This window comes from Streptomyces sp. T12, from assembly GCF_028736035.1.
Lineage (GTDB): Bacteria > Actinomycetota > Actinomycetes > Streptomycetales > Streptomycetaceae > Streptomyces.
Genome location: NZ_CP117866.1, coordinates 8,904,922 through 8,926,798, shown reverse-complemented (window position 1 = coordinate 8,926,798; position 21,877 = coordinate 8,904,922). Strand labels below are relative to the sequence as shown.

Genomic DNA, 21,877 nt, shown 5'->3' with positions numbered 1-21,877 from the left:
GGGCAGGTCAGAGGCCCACCCCAGGGGCGTCGACCAGCCCTCAGCGTCCGACCGCGTACCCCTGCATCCCCCGCGGATTCGCAGCCGCCGACAGAACCCCGGTCTCCGGATCCCTCGCGACCGCGCACAGCCGCCCCTCCGACCAGGCGTCACCGACGGTCACGTCATGACCACGCCGCCGCAGCTCCTCCACCACCTCGGCGTCCATCCGTGACTCCACGGTGACGCTCCCCGGCCGCATCCCGCGCGGGTAGAAGGAGCCCGGGAAGCTGTCGTTGTGCCAGTTCGGGGCGTCGATCGCGCCCTGGAGGTCAAGGCCGCCGCGGACCGGCTCCCGCAGGGCGACCGCGAGGAAGAAGTGCAGCTGCCACTGGTCCTGCTGGTCCCCGCCGGGCGTGCCGAAGGCCATGACGGGCACACCGTCGCGCAGGGCGATCGAGGGCGTGAGCGTCGTACGCGGCCGCCGTCCCGGCGTCAGCGAGTTCGGCAGGCCCTCTTCCAGCCAGGTCATCTGCAGCCGGGTGCCGAGCGGGAAGCCCAGTTCGGGCACGACGGGGTTGGACTGCAGCCAGCCGCCGCTCGGGGTGGCCGCGATCATGTTGCCCCAGCGGTCGACGACGTCGAGGTGGCAGGTGTCGCCGCGGGTGCCCCCGTCGACGGCCACGTCGGGCTCGCCCGGCACCGGGGACGTCGGGCGCTTGGCGACCGTCGGCTCGCCGACGCCCAGCACGTCGAAGCCGGGATCGTCGGAGGCCACCACGCGCGCGTGCGCGCACAGCCGCGGGGCGCGTCCGTCCGGGCTGCCGGGCCGCAGCTCGTGGGAGGCCTTGTCGCCGATCAGCTCCCGCCGGGCCGCGTTGTACCGCTGCGACAGCAGCTCGGCGAGCGGTACCCCGGCCGCGTCGCCGTACCAGGCCTCCCGGTCGGCCATGGCCAGCTTGCAGCCCTCGATCAGCAGATGGACGTACTCGGCGGACCCGTACCGGGGCAGCTCCGGCGGGAGCAGCGCGAGCTGCTGGAGGAGGACCGGGCCCTGACTCCAGGGGCCGGCCTTGCACACGGTCCAGCCGTTGAAGTCGTACGTCGCCGGCGCCTCGTAGGTCGCGGACCAGCCGGCGAGGTCGGCGGCCGTGAGTGTGCCGGAGCGCCGCTCGCCGCTGGTGTCCATGGTGGGCCGCTGGGCCTGCCGTACGAGGGCCTCGGCGATGAACCCGGTGCGCCACACCTCGCGTGCGGCCTCGATCTGCGCGACCCGGTCCCCGGCCCCGGCGACCTCGTCGAGCAGCCGTTTCCAGGTGGCGGCGAGGGCGGGATTGCGCAGCAGCTCCCCGGGCCGGGGGGCCTCCCCGCCCGGCAGATACACCTCGGCCGACGAGGTCCACTCCGTCTCGAACAGCTCCCGCACGGTCTCGACGGTCTCCCCGACGCGCTCCACGGGCGCGTGCCCGTGTTCGGCGTACCCGATGGCGTATGCGAGCACCTCGGCGAGCGTCCTGGTCCCGTAGTCCCGCAGCAGCAGCATCCAGGCGTCGAACGCCCCGGGCACGGCGGCGGCGAGCGGCCCCGTCCCCGGCACGAGCTCCAGGCCGAGCCCCCGGTAGTGCGCGACCGTCGCCCCGGCGGGCGCGACTCCCTGCCCGCACAGCACCCGCACCTCACCGCCCGCCGGCGCGAGCAGGATCGGCACCTCGCCGGCCGGCCCGTTGAGGTGCGGCTCGACGACGTGCAGCACGAACGCGCCCGCAACGGCCGCGTCGTACGCGTTGCCGCCGCTCTCCAGCACGGCCATCGCCGACTGCGAGGCGAGCCAGTGGGTGGAGGACACCATGCCGAAGGTGCCCTGGAGGGTGGGTCGGGTGGTGAACACGGGCGGACTCCTCAATGGACGGCAGCCGATCTTGCGATCGTACGCACCTACGGCAACCGTCTGCCCGCGGTCAGCAGGTGCCCGCTGGTGCCGAGGAGGCTGGGCTCGGACTCGATGCGCCGACTCGCCGCCAGGACGGCCTCACGACGGTCCGGGTCGTCGAGCCAGTCCTCGACGCCGCCCATGAGCCAGGCGACGCCCTCGATGCCGTACTGACCCTCGACGGTGAGTCCGGCCCCGGCGAACTCCGTGGGCACCTCGTCGGGTTGGGCGAAGTGGGCGACGGTGAAGAACCCGTCCTCGTGGTAGGGGTGTCGGCCGTCCGCCAGGACGGCATCGGTCCGTTCGCGGTGCAGGGGGATGAAGTAGCGCTCCTCACGCAGGAGGTCGTGCAGCTGTGCGAAGCGGTTGATGGTGGCCGCGACCACCAGCCCGCCCGGCCGGACCGCCCGGTACGCCTCGGTCAACGCCCCTACCCGGTCCGCCCGTTCAGGCAGGTGGTAGAGCGGGCCCAGCATGAGCACCACGTCGTACGCGGCATCGGAGGCGGGCAACTCGCGCGCGTCGCCGGCGCGGGCGGTGACGCCGGGTATCCGGGCGGCCTGCTCGACATGGAGCGGCACGGGATCGATGAGCTCGACCTCGTAGCCGTCCTGCGCGAGCCACTCCGCATGCACCCCGCTGCCGCCTCCGACGTCCAGCACGCACGCGGGTGCCGCGGGTAACAACCGTCGCAGCACGTCCTGCGTACGCCAGAACTCCAGCCGCCCGGCTGGGGCTCCGCCCTCTCTGAGCCGGTCGTCCTCCTTGCCTTGTGTGTAGTAGGCGAGGATCTCCTCGCGCAGGGCAGGCCGTTTCGCGTCCGTCGTCTCGGTCATCACCTCAGATTGCTGATCGCCGTCCGCCCAGCGCAACGGGTTATGCCCCGCGCGCCGTCACCAGCCCCGACTCATAGGCGAACACCACCAACTGCGCCCGATCCCGCGCCCCCAGCTTCGTCATCGCCCTGCTGATGTGGGTCTTCGCCGTGAAGGGGCTGATCACCATGTGCTCGGCGATCTCCTCGTTCGTCAGCCCCCGCGCCGCCAGAGCCGTCACCTCGCGTTCGCGGCGCGTCAGGCACTCCAGGCCGGGCGCGGTGGCCCGGTCGGGTGGGCGGGAGACGAACTCGCCGATCAGAGTGCGGGTCACCGACGGGGACAGCAGCGCCTCGCCGCGTGCCACCACTTCGATCGCCTGGAGCAGGTCGGCCGGTTCGGTGTCCTTCAGCAGGAAGCCGCTGGCGCCGGCCCGCAGGGCCTCGAAGACGTACTCGTCGTGGCCGTAGTTCGTCAGGATGACCACGCGGACCGGTGCCAGGGCCGGGTCCGCGGCGATCCTGCGCGTCGCCTCGATGCCCGTCATCACCGGCATCTGTACGTCGATCAGCGCGATGTCGGGGACCTGCGCGCGGATCAGTTCCACGCCCCGCTCGCCGTCCGCCGCCTCGCCGACCACCTCGATGCCGTCCTCGGCGTCCAGCAGGGCCCGGAATCCCGCCCGCATCAGCGCCTGGTCGTCGACGAGCGCCACCCTGATCACGTCATCCGTCATGCCGCCGCCCCCGTCGCCCCGTCCTTGTCCCGCCGCCCCCGTCGCCCCGTCCTCATCCCGTCTCCCCCAGCGGCAGCCGTGCCCGCACCGCGAATCCGCCCTCGGCGCGCGGGGCGGCGTGCAGGGTGCCGCCGAGGGCCGTGACGCGTTCGCGCATGCCGGTCAGACCGATGCCGGGGGTGGGCGGGACGGCCGGGTCGGCGGTGCCGTCGTCCTCGACACGGACCGTCAACTCGCCCTCGCTGTAGCCGAGTTGAACGGTCACCTTCGCCGGGCCCGCGTGCCGCGCCGCGTTCGTCAAGGCCTCCTGGACGATGCGGTACATCGCCCGGTCGACCGTCGCCGCCAGCGGCCGCTCCTCCCCCGTCACCGTCAGTTCGACCGCGAGACCCGCCGCCCGCGCCCGCTCCACGAGCAGCGCGGGCGTGCCGGTGGGCTCGTCCGTGCGCAGCACCTCCAGCGTGGCGCGCAGCTCCCGCATCGCCTCCCCGCTCGCCTCCTGGATGGCGAGCAGCGCGGGCGGCACCTCCTCGCCACGCTTGCGGGCCAGGTGCACGGCGACGCCCGCCTGGAGCTTGACGATCGAGATGCTGTGGGTGAGGGAGTCGTGCAACTCCCGTGCTATGCGCAGACGTTCCTCGCCCGCTCTGCGCAGCGCCGCCTCCTCCCGGGTGCGTTCGGCCTCCAGGGCGCGCTGCTCGGTCTGGCGCAGATACGCCTGCCAGTTGCGGTCGGCCAGGCCCGTCACCACCGCGCACAGGAACCAGCCGGCGAGCAGCAGCGCCTCCCGCGTGACGTCCGAGCCCGCCGAGCCCGCCGCCACGTAGCCGCCGAGGAAGACGGCGGCGGCCGCCGCGGCCGTGCCCCGGTGTCCGGTCCGCGACGCCGTGTGCACCGCGCCCACGACGGGGACGGCCAGGCTGCTCGCGGGCCCGGCGTGGACGACTGCGGCGAGCAGGCCGGCGGTGGTGACCGCGAGCACCACGCGCGGAGCCGTGCGGTGCGCGGCCAGGGCCAGCGAACCGACCGCGATCAGCGCGCAGTCGACGGGTCCGGCGCGTCCGTCCGCCACGGCGGCGAGCACGACGATCACGCCGACCACGACCGCCACGGCCAGGTCGACGAGCCGCCCGCGTGTGATCCGAAGCCCGCTCATGCCCGCACACTAGACCGCCCCACCGACAGCGACGTCACCCCTGTGGACGGCTCCCGGACTACTCCCCACGCAGTAGTGCCCGGCCCCGGCCCGACCGGCCGACGCAGCACCGACTGCCTTCGGCGGTACGACGACCCGGCCCACCCCGGCAGCGCACGCTGCTGCCCATGTCCACACCCTTCCGTCACACCGAACCCCTCCCCCCGAAGTCGGCCACCGGCACCGTCGCCGAGGTGTACGCCCAGATCGCCCTGGACTTCGGCATCGCCGAGCCCGTCACCTTCGTGGTCCTGTCCTCCGCACCCGAACTCCTCGCCCCCACCTGGGCGTTGATGCGCGAGTCGCTCATCGCGGGGGCGGGCAGCCGGACCGGCAAGGAACTGGTGGCCCTCGGGGTCTCGCTCGCCAACAAGTGCCCGTTCTGCGTGGACGCGCACACCGTGCTGCTGCACGCCACCGGCGACCACGCGCTCGCCGAACGCCTGGCCCGCGGGGAGCAACCGCGGAACGAGGAGCACGCGCGCCTGCTCGCCTGGGGGCGGCACACACGCGTGCCCGGCGCCGCCCTGGAGCCGTATCCCTTCCCGCGCGAGCACGCCCCCGCCTATCTCGGCACCGCGCTCACCTTCCACTTCATCAATCGGATCGCGTCGGCCCTGCTGACCGAGAACCTGCTCCCCGCGGGCGCCCAGCGCTTCCGGGCGGTGCGCAGCCTCGCGGGCCGCACGCTCGCCCGGACCGTGCGCCGCCCCGCCCGGCCCGGCATCTCCCTCGCGCTGCTCGACGACGTCGATCCCGGCGAAGCTCCCGCATGGGCGGGCGGCACGCCCGTCGGTCTCGCGTACGCGGCGCTGCTCAGGGCGGCCATGAGGGGCGCGGGCCTGCTCGACACCGACGACCATCACCTCGTGGAGCAAACCCTCCAGGACTGGGACGGAACACATCCGCCGCTCACCCCGGACGGGTTCCCGGACCGCCGGGAGCGTCCGGCGGCGCGCCTGGCCCTGCTGGCCGCCCTCGCGCCGTACCGCATCACGGCCGAGGACGTTGCGGCCTGGCGCCGACCGGAGCACACCGACCACTGCCTGGTGCATCTCGTCGCGTACGGCGCCTTCGTGGCCGTCGACCGCATCGAAAGCTCACTTTCCGGCCAAATCGCCCGGGAGGCCACGTAACTCACCCAGGGCACCACGTAATTGCGCCCCTCCCGTAACGGCGTCAGCACGGAGCGAGTTGGCACTTCCGCCCCACAGAGAGTCATGTGACACTGGCGTCCCGTCCGCAGTGCGGACTCCCTCCGCACCGTCCCCCACGAAAAGTGCGCCGTGCGTTCTCTTCCCTTGCCGCTCGCCCTCACCGCGCGCCTGTCGCCCGTCGTCGTGCTCGCCGCGGCGGGCTGGGCACTGTCGTCCGGACCAGCGACGCAGGCCGCCGACCAACCGGCGGCGCAGAAGAGCGGCGACGACTCGCCCTCGGCCCCCGCGACGGCGGCGGTCTCGAAGACGTACGCCGCCGCTCCCGCGCCGTGCGACAGCCTGAGCACGAAAACGATCAAGTCGCTCGTTCCGGGCGCCAAGACGGCCGGCAAGGAGATCCCCTCGACGGACTCCAAGCTGCGCCGCACCTGCTCGTGGAACGCGCTCAAGGGCTACGACTACCGCTGGCTGGACGTGTCCTTCGAGATCACCGCGTCGGACGACGCGGCGGAGAAGTCCTACAAGGAGCGCGTCGCGAACAAGAGCGGCGGAGGCGCCGTCCCCGGCATCGGCGACGCCGGGTACTCCGTCGTGAACCTCACCACCGAGGACAAGCAGCAGACCCGAGAGGGCGTGGTGATGATCCGCGCATCCAACGCGCTGGTCTCCATCACCTACAGCGGAAGCGACTTCGAGTCGAAAGAGGCGCCCAGCACGGACGACATCAACAAGGGCGCCATCAAGGCGGCCAAGGAGGCGGTGGCCGCGCTGGAGGACGGCCAGCAGGGCTGACCGTCCTCCTCACGTCCTTTCACGGCGGGCTCAGGCCTCGACGCGTTCCTTGTGTCCGGCCATCAGCACCACGTACAGCACCAGCGAGGCGCCCAGGCCCACCGCCCAGCCGTAGTCGGCGAGCGGCTTGAGGAACGGGATCAGTCCGTCGACCGGGAACGGTCCGGTCTTCGCACCGTCGGCGCCGACACCCGAGTACGAGCCACCGACCGCGAGGACGCCGCCGACGAGGAAGGCAACGATCGCGCGCCAGTTCCAGCCGGACGAGTACCAGTAGCGCCCGCCGGGCGTGTACAGGTCCGCGAGGTGCAGGACCGTGCGGCGGACGATCCAGTAGTCGGCGATCAGGATGCCCGCGACCGTGCCGAGCAGTCCGCCGACCACGCCGAGCCAGGTGAAGATGTAGAACTCCGGGGTGGAGATCAGCTTCCAGGGGAAGATCAGCACGCCGACGACACCGGTGATCAGCGCGCCCGTACGGAAGTTGATGAGCTTCGGCGCCAGGTTCGCCAGGTCGTACGCCGGGGAGACCACGTTCGCCGCGATGTTCACGGAGATCGTGGCGACCAGGACGACGATGAGGGCGAAGAGCAGGCCGAAGACGCTGTCCGTCTTGGCGGCGAGGGTGACCGGGTCCCAGATCGCCTCGCCGTAGACCACCTCGGAGCCGGAGGTGACCAGCACGGCGAGGACCGCGAAGAGGGTCATCGTGGTGGGCAGGCCGAGGGACTGGCCCCAGGTCTGTGCCTTCTGGCTGGCGCCGAAGCGGGTGAAGTCAGGGATATTCAGGGACAAAGTCGCCCAAAATCCAATCATTCCCATGAGGGAGGGGAAGAAGACCGGCCAGAAGTCGGGGCCCCAGCCCAGCTTGGAGGGCTGGTCGAGCAGCGCGCCGAAGCCGTCCGCCTTGACCGCGATCCAGATCAGCAGCACGAGGGCGCCGACGATCACGAAGGGCGCGGCCCAGTTCTCGAAGTGCCGCAGGAAGTCCATGCCGCGGTAGATGATGGCGATCTGCGCGGCCCAGAAGAGGATGAAGCAGAGCCACAGGGGCCAGGGGTTGCCCGCGATCTTGCCCGCGTCCTCCCAGTGACCGCCGGTGAGCTTGGAGCCGAGGGCGAAGATGCCGCTGCCGCCGATCCAGGTCTGGATGCCGAACCAGCCACAGGCCACGGCCGCCCGGATCAGCGCCGGGATGTTGGCACCGCGCAGCCCGAAGGAGGCCCGCGCCAGCACCGGGAAGGGGATGCCGTACTTGGGTCCGGCGTGCCCGGTGGCCAGCATCGGCAGCAGCACGATGACGTTGGCCAGGGCGATGGTGAAGACGGCCTGCTTCCAGTCCATGCCGAGCGCGACCAGGCCGGAGGCCAGGGTCCAGCTCGGGATGCAGTGGGCCATGGAGATCCACAGGGCCGCGAAGTTGTACGTCGTCCACTTGCGCTCGGAGACCGGTACGGGACGCAGATCCTCGTTGGCGAAGGGGCTGTCGGCGGGGAATGCCTCGGGGGCGAGCTCGATCCGGCCGTCGGCACCGGCCGACTGCGATATCGGTGACCCCGTGGGGACTGTTTCGGTCATGGGCAGGCCAATCGACAATGCGGGACGGGATGGATAGGCCGTGCGGGGGCCTTGGACCCCTCCCCGGGACGGCGGGGAGGGGGGAACAAGGTGGGGGGTCAGTGGAGCGGAGGGACTGGGTGTGTGTCGAACTCGTCGGCTGCGATCAGGCGTTGATCGCGGGGATGACCGTCGATCCGTACGCGTCGATGACGGCTTCCTGCGCGTCGTGCATGTCGTAGACGGCGAACTGGTCGACGCCCAGCTCACGCAGCGCGTTCAGCTTCTCGATGTGTTTCTCGGCCGGTCCGATGAGGCAGAACCGGTCGACGATCTCGTCGGGCACGAACTGGGTGTCCGGGTTGTCGGCGCGCCCGTGATGGGAGTAGTCGTACCCCTCGCGCGCCTTGATGTAGTCGGTGAGTTCGTCGGGTACGGCGGCGGAGTGCTCCCCGTACTTGGCGACCAGGTCGGCGACGTGGTTGCCGACCATCCCGCCGAACCAGCGGCACTGCTCGCGTGCGTGGGCGAGCGCCTCGGGCGAGTCGTCCTCGGTGACGTACGCGGGGGCGGCGACGCAGATCTTGACGTCGTCGGGGTTGCGCCCGGCCGCGACCGCCGCGTCCTTCACGGCCTTGACCATGTACTCGGTCAGATAGAGGTCGGCGAGCTGCAGGATGAACCCGTCGGCCTCCTCGCCGGTCATCTTCAGGGCCTTGGGCCCGTACGCCGCCATCCATACGGGGAGTTCGGCGCCCTCCTTGATCCACGGGAACCTGACGACCGTGCCGCCGCCGAGGTCGGCCTCGTCGCCGCGCCCCAGTGCCCGGATGACCTTCATGGCGTCGCTGATGCGGGCGAGCGTGTTGGGCTTGCGGCCGGCGACGCGCATGGCCGAGTCACCGCGGCCGATGCCGCAGACCGTGCGGTTGCCGAACATGTCGTTGAGGGTGGCGAAGGTGGAGGCGGTGACCTCCCAGGTGCGGGTGCCCGGGTTGGTGACCATCGTGCCGACCTTCAGCTTCTGCGTGTTCGCCAGGATCTGGCTGTAGATCACGAACGGCTCCTGCCACAGCACGGCGGAGTCGAAGGTCCAGCCGTACGTGAAGCCGCTGCGCTCGGCGCGCTTCATCAGGCTGACGACCCGCGAGGCCGGCGGGTCGGTCTGCAGGACGAGTCCGAAGTCCATGTACTCCGCTCCTAATTGAGGTACTGACAGGTGGAACGGGGGGTGTAGACGCCGTGCCCGGCGCGCCCGGTGTACTCCCGCTCGGTGATGACGAGTTCGCCGCGCGAGAGGACCGTCTCGACCCGGCCGGTGGTGCGCTTGCCCTCGTACGCCGAGTAGTCGACGTTCATGTGGTGCGTGACGGCGGACATGACCTGCTCGGCTCCCGGGTCGTAGATCACGACGTCGGCGTCCGCGCCCGGCGCGATCGTGCCCTTCTTCGGGTACATGCCGAACATCCGGGCCGGGGTCGCGCAGGCGATCTCGATCCAGCGGCGGCGTGAGATGTGGCCGTCGACGACGGCCTGGTGGAGCAGGTCCATACGGTTCTCGACGCCGGGAAGGCCGTTGGGGATCTTGGAGAAGTCCCCTCGCCCCAGCTCCTTCTGGCCCACGAAGCAGAAGGGGCAGTGGTCGGTGGAGACGACCTGGAGGTCGTTCGTCCGCAGCCCCTTCCACAGCTGGGCCTGGTGCTCCTTGGGCCGCAGCGGCGTCGAGCACACGTACTTCGCGCCCTCGAAGTCCGGCTCGGCGAGGTTGTCGGTGGACAGGAACAGGTACTGCGGGCAGGTCTCGCCGAAGACGTTCAGCCCCTCGTCGCGCGCCCTGGCCAGCTCGGCGACCGCCTCCATCGCCGAGACGTGCACGACGTACAGGGGAGCTCCCGCGACCTGGGCGAGCCGGATGGCACGGTGGGTGGCCTCGGCCTCGAGGAGCGACTTGCGCACCTCCCCGTGGTAGCGCGGGTCGGTCTCCCCCCTCGCCAGCGCCTGCTCGACCAGTACGTCGATCGCGATGCCGTTCTCGGCGTGCATCATGATCAGGCCGCCGTTCTCGGCGGAGCGCTGCATGGCGCGCAGGATCTGGCCGTCGTCGGAGTAGAACACCCCCGGGTAGGCCATGAACTGCTTGAAGCTGGTCACGCCTTCCTCGACCAGCAGATCCATCTCCTTGAGCGTCTCCTGGTTCACATCGGAGACGATCAGGTGGAAGCCGTAGTCGATCGCGCAGGTGCCCTCGGCCTTCGCGTGCCAGGCGTCGAGGCCCTCACGCAGCGAGTGGCCGACGCTCTGCACGGCGAAGTCGATGATCGTGGTCGTGCCGCCCCAGGCGGCGGCCCGGGTGCCGGTCTCGAAGGTGTCGGAGGCGAAGGTGCCGCCGAACGGCAGCTCCATGTGGGTGTGGGCGTCGACGCCGCCCGGGATCACGTACTTCCCGGTCGCGTCGATGGTCCGCTCGGCCGTCCAGGCCTCGGCGGCCGGGGTGCCGCTCGCGGCGAGTGCGGCGATGCGGCCGTCCTCGATCAGGACGTCGGCGTGCATTTCGTCGGACGCGGTGATGACGAGACCACCGCGGATGACGGTACGGCTGCTCATGCTCCTTCTCCTACCGTGGTCGACACTGGGTTCGTGCAAGTCGTCCGGCACCGCCGGCCCGGCCCCCCGTGTGCCGGGCCGGCGGTGCACGGATCCGCTACGGCGCGGTCAGCGGCGGGTACGCGTCGGGACGGCGGTCGCGGTAGAACTGCCAGCGGTCGCGCACCTCGCGCAGCTTGGCCATGTCCAGGTCGCGGACGACCAGCTCGGTCTCCTTGTCGCTGGCCACCTCGCCCACGAACTGGGCTTCCGGGTCGACGAAGTAGGTCGTTCCGTAGAAGTCGTTGTCGCCCAGCTCCTCGACGCCGACCCGGTTGATCGCACCGACGAAGTACTCGTTGGCGACCGCGGCCGCCGGCTGCTCCAGCTGCCACAGGTAGGCGGACAGACCCCGCGAGGTGGCCGACGGGTTGAACACGATCTCCGCACCCGCGAGCCCCAGCGCCCGCCAGCCTTCGGGGAAGTGCCGGTCGTAGCAGATGTAGACGCCGATCCTGCCGACCTTGGTGTCGAAGACCGGCCAGCCCAGGTTGCCCGGACGGAAGTAGAACTTCTCCCAGAATCCCGGCACTTGGGGAATGTGGTGCTTGCGGTACTTGCCGAGGTACGAGCCGTCCGCGTCGATCACCGCGGCCGTGTTGTAGAGGACGCCGGGCTGCTCCTCCTCGTACATCGGCAGGATCAGGACGAGCCCCAGTTCCTTGGCGAGCGCCTGGAAGCGCTTGACGATCGGGCCGTCCGGGATCTGCTCGGCGTACTCGTAGAACGCCTTGTCCTGGACCTGGCAGAAGTACGGCCCGTAGAACAGCTCCTGGAAGCACAGGACCTGAGCACCCTGCGCGGCCGCGTCGCGGGCCGCCTGCTCGTGTACCTGGATCATCGATTCCTTGTCGCCGGTCCAGGCGGTCTGGAAGAGGGCGGCACGGATCACTTGGCTCATCGGGACCTCCGGTCGCTCGGTGTGCGAGAAGGCTAGGAAGTCCGAAAGCCGCCTTTGAGTTGCACGGTGTCACGTCTGCGGGCGTGCGGCGTGTCACGGTGTCACCCTCTGCAGGAACCATGTTTCACCGCCGTTTTCCCAGGTCGTCGTGTGTTTCTACGCGGTTTCCGCGGCGCCTTGTCAGCCCAGTTGCGCGTCGTGCGCGAGGAGCGCGATATGCACCGAGGCAGCCTGCTCGAAGTCGTCGAGGTCGACGCCGAGCCGTGTCTGTATCGCCTCGATGCGGCGGTAGAGCGCGGGCCGGGAGACGTGGTGGAGCTGGGCGGTGCGGGACTTGTTGCGGCCGGTGGCGAGGTACGTCCGCAGTACGGCCAGCAGGGCGCCCGCCTCGTCGTCCCGTCCGCACAGCAGCCCGTCCAGCTCGCGCTCCGCGAACGACTGCACCTGCGGATCGTCCCGCAGCAGCCGGATCAGGCCCCGCAGATGGACGTCCTTGAGGCGTACGACGGCCGGTGGGTCGAGGACGGTCGAGGAGTCGGCGACGGCATCGGCGACATGCTGGGCCTCGCGCAGCCCGGCGGGTACGTCGTCCCAGGCGGTACGCGCGTCGGCGGCCGCCACGACGGTCCGGGCGGCCCCCGACTCCGAGCGCACCCGCGCGGCGAAGTTCGCGGCGAGCACGACGGCGTCCTGGTCCCGGGCGAGGCTGAGCAGGACGGCGGTGGCCCCGTCGGCGAGCTCGGCGACGATCCCGGACAGCCCCAGCATCCGCAGCACACGCTCCAGTTGGACCGGTTCACCGTCGCGCACGACCAGCGGCACGAAGGTGCGCCGGTTGACCGGCAGTCCGGCGGCACGCGCGCGTGGCAGCAGCTGCCGCGCCGGTACGACCCCGCTGACGAGGTCGGTCAGCAGGCTCTGCGCGGACTGCTCCTCCCAGGTGTGCGCGGAGTTGCCGCCGAGCATGCGGTGCAGGACGAGGGCCTCGGCGGCGCGTTCGGCGAGGAGCCGTCCGGTGGCGGTGTCGCCGCGGTGCCCGCAGAGCATGATCTGGCCCCAGCGCTCCCCGCGTCCGCCCAGTTCGGCGCGGATCCAGCCGTCGCCCTCGCTGCCGCCGGCCTGGCGGGCGATGCGCTCCCAGTCGCGCAGCACGTCGTCCACCGCCGACCGCTCCCCCGCCGTGGCGAGGACGCGGTGAGCGAGGTTGGTGACGACGACGGGGCAGGCGCTGTGCGCGGCGACCTCGTCGAGGAGCCGCTGGAGCGGGGCGCCCGCGGTGATGAGTCCGGTGAGCGCGGTGCGTACGGCCTCCGAGAGGCTGACGGCGGCGAACTTGCGCCGTACGAGCCGGGACTGCACCTCTTCTGTCAGCTCGGCGAACGGGAAGGGCCGGTGCAGGACGACCATCGGCAGCCCGCACCGCTCGGCCGCCCGGCGCATCACGTCCGGCGGGGCGGGAAACGCACGGCCCAGGCCCAGCACGACGGCCGCGGCCTCCGCCCGGTGCAGGGACCGGATGTACTCGGCCTGCTTCTCCTCGTCCCCGGCGAGCAGCACCCCGGTGGTCAGCACCATCTCGCCGCCGCTGAGCATCACCCCGACGTCCGGCGCCTCGGCGACATGCACCCAGCGCACCGGACGGTCGAGCTGACCGGCACCGGCCACCACCTCGGGCTCCCCGGCCAGCACCCGCTCCAGGGTGAGGACCTGCCGGACGGACAGGACCGGTTCGAGGCGCTCCCAGGTCTTGGCGGTGGTGGTCATGGTGGTTCCCTTGCTCAGCTGGTTCAGATGCTCCTCAGAGCGCTCTCGAGGATCGCGGCGCCTTCCTCGGCCTCCGCGACGGTGAGGGACAGGGGCGGGGCGACGCGCAGGGACGTGGTGTTGTGCCCGCCTCCCTTGCCGATGAGGAGGCCGCCCTCGCGGGCCGCCTCCAGCACGGCCGACGCTGCGGCCGGGTCGGCCTCGTCCGTGCCGGGCCTGGTGATCTCGATGCCCAGCATCAGGCCCCGACCGCGCACCTCGCGTACGTGCGGCACGTGCGCCGCGACGGCCCGCAGCCGCTCGACGAGCAGTCCGCCGACGCGCCGGGCGTTGCCCTGGAGGTCGTGTTCCAGCAGGTAGTTGAGGTTGGCGAGGCCGGCCGCCATGGTGATCTGGGTGCCGCCGAAGGTGGAGATGCTGTTGGCGTCCAGGCAGTTCATGATCTCGGCGCGGGCGACGACACCGCCGATGGACATGCCGTTGCCGATGCCCTTGGCGAAGGTCAGGATGTCCGGCGGACCGGACTGCGCGTGCGCCTGCCAGCCCCAGAAGTGCTCACCGGTGCGGCCCCAGCCGGTCTGCACCTCGTCGGCGATCCACAGGATGCCGCGCTCGGCGAGCACCTCCCGGAACGCGGCGTACAGCCCGTCCGGCCCCGAGGTGAAGCCGCCGACGCCCTGGATGGGCTCGGCGATGAGGGCCGCGGGCGGGCGGGTGTGGCCGAGGACGTCCACCAGATCCTCGACGCAGGCCGCGATGAAGTCGTCGTCGCTCAGCTGCGCGTACGGCCCACGCGTGCGCACCCCGCCGTGGACGTACAGCGTCTGCAGCGGTGACAGCGAGGTCGGCGACCAGCCGCGGTTGCCGGTGATGCCGACCGCGCTGAACGAGCGGCCGTGGTAGCTGTTGCGCATGGCGAGGATCGTGTTGCTCTGCCGGTAGGTCGTCGCGAGCAGCAGGGCGGTGTCGTTGGCCTCGGTGCCGGAGGTGGTGAAGAAGACGCGGGCGTCCGGGATGCCGCTCAACTGGGCGATGCGCTCGGCGAGTTCGACCATGGGCCGGTTGAGGTACAGGGTGGAGGAGTGGATGATCCGCCCGGCCTGCTCGCTCACCGCCTTCGTCACCTCGGGCAGCGCGTGCGCGGTCATCGTCGTCAGGATGCCGCCGAAGAAGTCGAGGTAGCGGTGGCCCTCGGAGTCCCACACGTACCGGCCCTCGCCGTGGGTGATCTCCAGCGGGTCCTCGTAGTAGAGGGCGAGCCAGTCCGGCATGACGTCACGGTGGCGTCCCAGCAGGTCCTTGGTCACGGCTGCACCAGTCCTTCGTAGGCGTCGGGGCGGCGGTCGCGGTAGAAGGCCCACTGCTGCCGCACTTCTTCGATCAGGTCGAAGTCGAGGTCCCGGACGACGAGTTCCTCGCCCTTGTCGCTGGCGACCTCACCGACGAACTGGCCGCGCGGGTCGACGAAGTACGACGTCCCGTAGAAGTCGTTGTCCCCGTACGGCTCCTGCCCGACGCGGTTGATCGCGGCGACAAAGTACTCGTTGGCGACGGCGGCCGCGGGCTGCTCCAACTGCCACAGGTACGCGGACAGCCCCCGCGAGGTCGCTGACGGGTTGTACACCAACTGGGCGCCGTTCAGGCCGAGTTGCCGCCAGCCCTCCGGGAAGTGGCGGTCGTAGCAGATGTAGACGCCGACCTTGCCGACGGCGGTGTCGAAGACGGGCCAGCCGACGTTGCCGGGCTTGAAGTAGTACTTCTCCCAGAAGCCCTTGACCTGGGGGATGTGGTGCTTGCGGTACTTGCCGAGGAAGGTGCCGTCGGCGTCGATCACGGCCGCGGTGTTGTAGTAGAAACCGGACTGCTCGACCTCGAAGACGGGGACGACGACCACCATGCCCGTCTCGCGGGCGAGCTCCTGCATCCGACGCACGGTCGGCCCGTCGGGTACCGGCTCGGCCCAGCGGTAGTGCTCCGGTTCCTGGACCTGACAGAAGTAGGGAGCGTTGAAGACTTCCTGGAACCCGATGATCTTGGCGCCCTGCCGGGCCGCCTCGCGGGCGTACTCCTCGTGTTTCGCCACCATGGACTCGGTGTCGCCGGTCCAGGTGGCCTGGACCAGAGCGGCGCGGACGACGTTGGCCATGAGCTGCTCCTTCGACGGGACGTCAGAGCCTCTACGCCCGTAGAGGGGGCCGTAGAGGCTTGAAAGTAAGCCCCTGGAACAGCCTTGCCAAGACCATCGTCGTTAACCCGCTGAGTCGATCACGTTTCACACTCCAGTGGGGGACGGATGGGGCCGGTGGGAGGGGTGTCAGCCCATGACTGGGGGCGTCGCGCCGTGTTCAGGCGCGCGCCATGATCGGGGGCGTCACGCCGTGTAGCCCGCCACCCGCAGCGCATGGACGAGATCCCAGTAACGCTCGTCCGAGACACCCCGGGCGGCGTCCAGCAGCAGCGGTACGAGCCTCTTCGGGGCGGGCTCGGCGCTGCGGGCGGCCTCCTCCGGGGTGCGGACGCGGACGTACGCGTCGAGCAGCGCGCGGACTTCGCGGTGCCGCCCCTCGTCGACCAGCCGCACCACGGCCTGCCCGATCTCGTGCGCGGGCCGCGCCACGCCCTGCCGCAGGATCTGCTCCCCGTCCTCGGCACGCCCCGCCTCGGTCAGCGCGTCGGCCGCGGCGACGAGCCGCTCGGCCGGCAGCGAGGCCGCCTCCCACAACAGGCTGGCCCAGTCGGCGCCGAGTCCGGCGCGCTGCATCTCGGCGGCGAGCAGGGGGAAGCGGGCGGCGGGCCAGTACGCGGCCTCCACGAGCAGCACATGCGCCTCACCGGTGCGCCCCTCACCACGCAGCCGCACCAGCGTCTGCACGGTCCCGACGACCTCCCGCCGATCCGCCGGGTCCGTCGGTTCGAGCCGTGGCTCCGGGGCCGTGTGCGCGGGCGTCTCGACGGCGGCCCCGGCGAACCGGGCCCCACGCGGGGTACGGCCGCTGGAGACGGGCCGCGCGGGAAGGGTGGGGTCCGCGGTCGGCGGTACGACGACGGGGGCCGCCTCCTCCTCGACCATCCCGGCGAACCGGGCGCCGCCTCGGCGGCGCTTGCGTTGTTTGGGGGTGGGGTCGGGGGCAGGGGCGGGGTCGGGGGCGATCGAGGGGGCCTGGGCATGTTCTTCGGGCGTCGAGTCGACGGAGTACCGCACGTCCGGCCAGTCGGACGCCGCGGTGGCGCCGACCGGGGCGGTGCGGTCCATGGGACGCCCGGTGGGGTGCGCCGTGCCGACGTCGGCGCCGGCGCCCGCGCCCTGTGTGTCCGGCCAGTCGGACGGTCCGGCGATGCCTCCCGGGGCGTAACGGTCCGCAGGACGCCCCTGGAGAGAGCCATGCCCTTCCGACGCCGGCCCGGCACCGGGGCGTCGCCGCGCTGCGCGCCACTCAGCCGCTTCGGCGGCCGGGGTGGGCGCTCGGCGCCCGTCGTGTCGGTCGGCGGCCGTCCCGGCAGGGGCTGCCCCCAGCCCTTCGGGCCGACCCGCCGCCTGGGCCTCCGACCGCGCGTCGCGCTGATGCGGCATACCCGGGAATCCGCCGCCGCGAGAGCCGGTCGCACTCGGCTGCCTACGGCCCGCACCGGGCCCGACGTCCCCGAACCCGTCTTCCCTGAATTCCTCGCCCCCGGGCGCCTCGTCCGCGAGGCCCTCGTCCCCGAACCGCTCGGAGACGCGGAACACGGACCCCTCCCCCACCCGGTCCCGCCGTATCGCCTGCCCCCGTTCGCTCGCCGTCCGTCGGTCCAGGTCGGTGATCCGGGCCCGGAGTTCGGCGCACCGCGCGGTCGCGCGTTCGTGGTCGTCGCGGGCCCAGGCGAGGTCGAGACGGATGGCGTCGGCCGCTTCCTGGCTGGTGGCGGAGGCGAGCGATCGGCCCAGGTCCGCCTGGCGTTCGGCGGCGTACCGCTGCTCGCGGAGCATGACGTCGAGCCGGTCGCCGAGGGCGTCACGGCCGCCGGGACGGGAGTCGTACGCGGCGAGGGCGGCGGCGTGCAGGGCGCGGGCGCGTTCCGTCTCGGGGCCGGCGCCGCCGGGTCCGTACTGGGTGGCGAGGTCGTGCAGGAGTGCTTCCACCACGTCCCAGGGCGGCACTTCCCGTCCGTCGAGGCAGGCCTGCATGCCTTCCGGGTCGCGCTGCCAGAACACCCCGCACCAGCCGCCGCCCTGATCAAGGCGCGCCAGAAGACCATCCAGGTAGTTCACGAACTCCCGTACCCGGGCCGGGAGTTGATCCACTGACATCGCCCAACTCCCGCCAGACCGGAGTACTCCGGTCCGTTAGGCAACACCAGCCATGTTACGAACGCGCTACGGGAAGTTTTCCGAATGGACGCAGAGTACGCCGCACCTGCCGGAACGTGACGCGCGCGCCCGTCAGGCGGCGACCTCGACCACCGGTGTGCAGCGCCCGGCGAGTTCGTCCATCGACAGACCGAGGGCCTGCGCCAGTGCGGACACCGTGAAGAAGGCCGGGGTGGGCGCCCGGCCGGTCTCGATCTTGCGCAGCGTCTCGGCGGAGATGCCGGCACTCGCCGCGACCTCCACCATGCTGCGGCCGCCGCGCGCCTCGCGGAGCAGCCGGCCGAGCCGCTCGCCGCGTTCACGCTCTTCGGGGGTGAGAGGGGTGCGCACCATGGCGCCCATTCTAATACCGCACCCACCCCGCCCACCCCCATTCAAATACCGGTATAGTAATTGGCATGGTGGAGTTGAAGACGGACACGTCGATCGATGCGATGTACGCGGCGGGGCAGGTCGTGGGGCAGGCCCTCACGGCCGTACGCAAGGCCGCTGACGTGGGGGTTTCCCTGCTGGAGCTGGACGAGGTGGCGCGTGAGGTGCTGCGCGCGGCGGGCGCGACCTCGCCCTTCCTCGGCTATCGGCCCTTCTTCGCCCCCGTTCCCTTCCCCGCCGTCATCTGCACCTCGGTGAACGACGCGATCGTGCACGGCATCCCGACCGGTTACCGCCTGCGCGACGGCGACCTGGTCTCCATCGACTGCGGCGCCGAACTGGGCGGCTGGGCGGGCGACTCGGCGATCAGCTTCACGGTCGGCACACCGCGCCCGGCCGACGCACGTCTCGTCGAGACGGCGGAACGGGCGCTGGCGGCGGGCATCGAGGCGGCCGTGGTCGGCAACCGGCTGGGCGACATCGCGCACGCGATCGGCTCGGTGTGCCGGGCCGCCGGGTACGGCATCCCGGACGGTTTCGGCGGACACGGCATCGGCCGCAAGATGCACGAGGATCCGTCGGTGCCGAACGAGGGCCGCCCGGGCCGGGGCATGCCGCTGCGGCCCGGTCTGGTCCTCGCCATCGAGCCGATGCTCATCGCGGGCGGCGAGGACGGCTACCACGCGGCCCCGGACGGCTGGACCCTGCGCACGAACGACGGCTCCCGGGCGGCGCACGTGGAGCACACGGTGGCGATCACCGACGCGGGACCGCGCATTCTCACCGCCCGGGAAGCCCTCTGACCACACCACCCCGGCGGAGCGCAGGCTGACGGCGCACATGGCGTCCCGGGCGTCCTGGGCCTGCGTGGTGGTGGCGGGCGCGGCTCCGCGACGCAGGACAAACGGGCTCTGGGCGCCCTGCCCATGGTCCGGGTCCGCGACCCCCTCTACCGCGACCTGGCCACGAGCCGGAGGCTGAAGCCCGGGCGTTCCTGCACATGCCCCCTGAGCCAGAACGTGCCATCGTGGCATGAGCGTGGCCGAACCCGGTTACCCGGCTCCGGCACGTCGATCAGCGAGGGCGACCCTGCCCGCGCAGGGACGCCGGATGGGAACGCCATGACCAGCGGCTTCAATGGTGGTCCGGAAGACTACGACCCCTTCGGAGAATTCCTCGCCCGCTTCTTCGGCGGACCGCGCCCCGGCCCCCGGCAGATCGACATCGGCCGCCTGCTCAGTCAGCCGGCCCGGGAGCTGGTGCGGGGCGCCGCACAGTACGCCGCCGAGCACGGCAGCCGCGACCTGGACACGCAGCACCTGCTGCGCGCCGCGCTGTCCGCCGAACCGACCCGGAGTCTGCTCACCCGGGCCGGCGCCGACCCGGACTCGCTGGCGACGGAGATCGACGAGCGGTCGGGCCCCGTCCAGCACCCGCCGGGCGAGGCCCCGCCGCCGACGTCGCTCTCCCTCACGCCGGCCGCCAAACGCGCCCTGCTGGACGCGCACGATCTGGCCCGGGCGCGCGGCGCCGGTTACATCGGCCCGGAGCACGTGCTCAGCGCCCTCGCCGCGAACCCCGACTCCGCGGCGGGGCACATCCTCAACGCGGCCCGGTTCGCCCCCTCCAGCGGGCCCCCCGAGGCCTCGGACGCCCCCGATTCCCGGCCCCGCATCGATCAGCGGCCGCGCGTCGACACCGGTACGCCCACCCTCGACAAGTACGGCCGCGACCTCACCGACCTCGCCCGCCGCGGCCGTATCGACCCGGTGATCGGCCGGGACGAGGAGATCGAGCAGACCATCGAGGTGCTCTCCCGGCGCGGCAAGAACAACCCGGTGCTGATCGGCGACGCGGGCGTCGGCAAGACCGCGATCGTGGAGGGCCTGGCCCAGCGGATCGCGGACAGCGACGTGCCCGACGTGCTCAGCGGCCGCCGGGTGATCGCGCTCGATCTGACGGGCGTGGTGGCCGGTACCCGCTACCGGGGTGACTTCGAGGAGCGGCTCAACAACATCGTGAGCGAGATCCGCTCGCACTCCGACCAACTGATCGTCTTCATCGACGAGTTGCATACGGTCGTGGGCGCCGGAGGCGGCGGCGAGGGCGGGTCCATGGACGCCGGGAACATCCTCAAACCGGCCCTGGCCCGCGGCGAGCTGCACGTCGTCGGCGCGACCACCCTGGAGGAGTACCGCAGGATCGAGAAGGACGCGGCCCTCTCCCGCCGCTTCCAGCCGATCCTCGTCCCCGAGCCGACCGCCGCCGACGCGATCGAGATCCTGCGCGGTCTGCGCGACCGTTACGAGGCCCACCACCAGGTCCGCTACACCGACGAAGCGCTCGTCGCCGCCGTCGAACTGTCGGACCGCTATCTCACCGACCGCCGCCTGCCGGACAAGGCGATCGACCTGATCGACCAGGCCGGCGCCCGGGTACGGCTGCACGCGCGGACCAAGGGCACGGACGTACGGGCCATGGAGCGCGAGGTCGAGCAGCTGTACCGGGACAAGGACCAGGCGGTCGCCGACGAGAGTTACGAACAGGCGACGCAACTGCGCGACCGTATCGTCGAGTTGAAGCAACGCATGGCGGACGCGGCCGGCGACGAGGAGGTCGACGAGGGCCAGCACCTGGAGGTCACCACCGAGGCGATCGCGGAGGTCGTGTCCCGGCAGACCGGCATCCCGGTGAGCAGCCTCACCGAGGAGGAGAAGGACCGGCTGCTCGGTCTGGAGGAGCATCTGCACGAGCGGGTCGTCGGCCAGGACGAGGCGGTGCGCGTCGTCTCCGACGCGGTACTGCGCTCGCGGGCCGGGCTCGCCAGCCCGGACCGGCCGATCGGCAGCTTCCTCTTCCTCGGCCCGACCGGCGTCGGCAAGACCGAGCTGGCCCGGGCGCTCGCCGAGGCCCTGTTCGGCAGCGAGGAGCGCATGGTCCGCCTGGACATGAGCGAGTACCAGGAGCGGCACACCGTCAGCCGCCTGGTCGGCGCCCCGCCCGGCTACGTCGGTCACGAGGAGGCCGGCCAGCTCACCGAGGTCGTGCGCCGGCATCCGTACTCGCTGCTCCTGCTCGACGAGGTGGAGAAGGCCCACCCGGATGTCTTCAACATCCTGCTGCAGGTCCTGGACGACGGGCGGCTGACCGACTCCCAGGGCCGGACCGTCGACTTCACCAACACGGTCATCGTGATGACCAGCAACCTCGGCTCGGAGGCGATCAGCCGGGGCGGCACCGGGATCGGGTTCGGCGCGGGCGGCGAGGAGGCCGACGAGGAGGCGCGGCGCGAGCGGATCCTGCGGCCCCTGCGCGAGCACTTCCGGCCCGAGTTCCTCAACCGCATCGACGAGATCGTCGTCTTCCGCCAGCTGACCCACGACCAGCTGGAGCGGGTCACCAACCTGCTGCTGGACAAGACCCGCGGTCTGCTCCGGGCGCAGGGCGTCTCGGTCGACTTCACCGGCAGGGCCGTCGACTGGCTCTCCGAGCGCGGCTACCAGCCCGAGTACGGTGCCCGTCCGCTGCGTCGCACCATCCAGAAGGAGGTCGACAACCAGCTCTCCCGGCTGCTCCTGGACGGCCGGATCGGCGAGGGCGGCCGGGTGACGGTGGACGTGGAGGACGGGCGGCTCGCCTTCCGTACGGAAGAGCTGCCGCCCGCCCCCGAGTTGTGACCGTGGTGCGG

At 71.7% G+C, this 21,877-nt stretch carries 17 protein-coding genes; 4 read left to right on the top strand and 13 right to left on the bottom strand.

Going from position 1 to position 21,877, the window contains the following annotated elements; translation table 11 throughout:
* Positions 1–40: 40 nt before the first annotated feature.
* The 4 genes from PBV52_RS40035 to PBV52_RS40020 are packed head-to-tail and all read right to left on the bottom strand — an operon-like array spanning position 41 to position 4,616.
* The gene (locus PBV52_RS40035) at positions 41–1,867 is read right to left on the bottom strand and encodes a gamma-glutamyltransferase family protein (protein WP_274245588.1); all 1,827 of its coding nucleotides are present in this window, start codon (positions 1,865–1,867) and stop codon (positions 41–43) included.
* A gap of 47 nt (positions 1,868–1,914) precedes the next feature.
* Entirely contained in the window at positions 1,915–2,745 is an 831-nt protein-coding gene (locus tag PBV52_RS40030; protein ID WP_274245586.1) for a bifunctional 2-polyprenyl-6-hydroxyphenol methylase/3-demethylubiquinol 3-O-methyltransferase UbiG, read from the bottom strand.
* Between the two features lie 40 nt (positions 2,746–2,785).
* Complete coding sequence (locus tag PBV52_RS40025; RefSeq protein ID WP_274245585.1) at positions 2,786–3,460, bottom strand: response regulator transcription factor; 675 nt, start codon at positions 3,458–3,460, stop codon at positions 2,786–2,788.
* 52 nt (positions 3,461–3,512) lie between these two features.
* The gene (locus PBV52_RS40020) at positions 3,513–4,616 is read right to left on the bottom strand and encodes a sensor histidine kinase (RefSeq protein ID WP_274245583.1); all 1,104 of its coding nucleotides are present in this window, start codon (positions 4,614–4,616) and stop codon (positions 3,513–3,515) included.
* Between the two features lie 167 nt (positions 4,617–4,783).
* Here PBV52_RS40020 and PBV52_RS40015 point away from each other — a divergent pair, with 167 nt between their 5' ends.
* On the top strand, positions 4,784–5,791 hold the full coding sequence (locus PBV52_RS40015) for a carboxymuconolactone decarboxylase family protein (protein ID WP_274245581.1): 1,008 nt from the start codon (positions 4,784–4,786) through the stop codon (positions 5,789–5,791).
* A gap of 150 nt (positions 5,792–5,941) precedes the next feature.
* Complete coding sequence (locus PBV52_RS40010) at positions 5,942–6,604, top strand: hypothetical protein (RefSeq protein ID WP_274245579.1); 663 nt, start codon at positions 5,942–5,944, stop codon at positions 6,602–6,604.
* A gap of 30 nt (positions 6,605–6,634) precedes the next feature.
* On the opposite strand, the gene PBV52_RS40005 is transcribed toward PBV52_RS40010, so the two are convergent.
* From PBV52_RS40005 to PBV52_RS39965, 9 genes are all read right to left on the bottom strand, one after another.
* Positions 6,635–8,182 carry an NCS1 family nucleobase:cation symporter-1 gene (locus tag PBV52_RS40005; RefSeq protein WP_274245577.1) on the bottom strand — a complete coding sequence of 516 codons (1,548 nt, stop codon included), beginning with the start codon at positions 8,180–8,182 and terminating at the stop codon, positions 6,635–6,637.
* Between the two features lie 145 nt (positions 8,183–8,327).
* Positions 8,328–9,350 carry a TIGR03842 family LLM class F420-dependent oxidoreductase gene (locus PBV52_RS40000; protein ID WP_274245575.1) on the bottom strand — a complete coding sequence of 341 codons (1,023 nt, stop codon included), beginning with the start codon at positions 9,348–9,350 and terminating at the stop codon, positions 8,328–8,330.
* An 11-nt stretch (positions 9,351–9,361) separates the two neighbouring features.
* A complete protein-coding gene (gene hydA / locus PBV52_RS39995; RefSeq protein WP_274245574.1) occupies positions 9,362–10,765 on the bottom strand; it encodes a dihydropyrimidinase in 1,404 nt (467 codons plus the stop codon).
* A gap of 97 nt (positions 10,766–10,862) precedes the next feature.
* A complete protein-coding gene (locus tag PBV52_RS39990; protein WP_274245572.1) occupies positions 10,863–11,705 on the bottom strand; it encodes a nitrilase-related carbon-nitrogen hydrolase in 843 nt (280 codons plus the stop codon).
* A 180-nt stretch (positions 11,706–11,885) separates the two neighbouring features.
* Complete coding sequence (locus tag PBV52_RS39985; RefSeq protein ID WP_274245570.1) at positions 11,886–13,469, bottom strand: PucR family transcriptional regulator; 1,584 nt, start codon at positions 13,467–13,469, stop codon at positions 11,886–11,888.
* 23 nt (positions 13,470–13,492) lie between these two features.
* Complete coding sequence (locus PBV52_RS39980) at positions 13,493–14,776, bottom strand: aspartate aminotransferase family protein (RefSeq protein ID WP_274245568.1); 1,284 nt, start codon at positions 14,774–14,776, stop codon at positions 13,493–13,495.
* A complete protein-coding gene (locus tag PBV52_RS39975) occupies positions 14,773–15,615 on the bottom strand; it encodes a nitrilase-related carbon-nitrogen hydrolase (RefSeq protein WP_274245566.1) in 843 nt (280 codons plus the stop codon). The genes PBV52_RS39980 and PBV52_RS39975 overlap by 4 nt, the downstream gene beginning before the upstream one ends.
* A gap of 225 nt (positions 15,616–15,840) precedes the next feature.
* Entirely contained in the window at positions 15,841–17,757 is a 1,917-nt protein-coding gene (locus PBV52_RS39970) for a hypothetical protein (protein ID WP_274245564.1), read from the bottom strand.
* A gap of 132 nt (positions 17,758–17,889) precedes the next feature.
* Positions 17,890–18,150 carry a helix-turn-helix domain-containing protein gene (locus PBV52_RS39965; protein WP_274245562.1) on the bottom strand — a complete coding sequence of 87 codons (261 nt, stop codon included), beginning with the start codon at positions 18,148–18,150 and terminating at the stop codon, positions 17,890–17,892.
* A gap of 65 nt (positions 18,151–18,215) precedes the next feature.
* Between PBV52_RS39965 and map the strand changes: the two genes are divergently transcribed.
* Positions 18,216–18,992 (top strand): type I methionyl aminopeptidase, encoded by a 777-nt coding sequence (map, locus tag PBV52_RS39960; RefSeq protein ID WP_274245560.1) that lies wholly within the window; start codon positions 18,216–18,218, stop codon positions 18,990–18,992.
* A gap of 318 nt (positions 18,993–19,310) precedes the next feature.
* Positions 19,311–21,866, top strand: a complete 2,556-nt coding sequence (locus PBV52_RS39955) for an ATP-dependent Clp protease ATP-binding subunit (protein WP_274245558.1) — start codon at positions 19,311–19,313, stop codon at positions 21,864–21,866.
* Positions 21,867–21,877 lie beyond the last annotated feature (11 nt).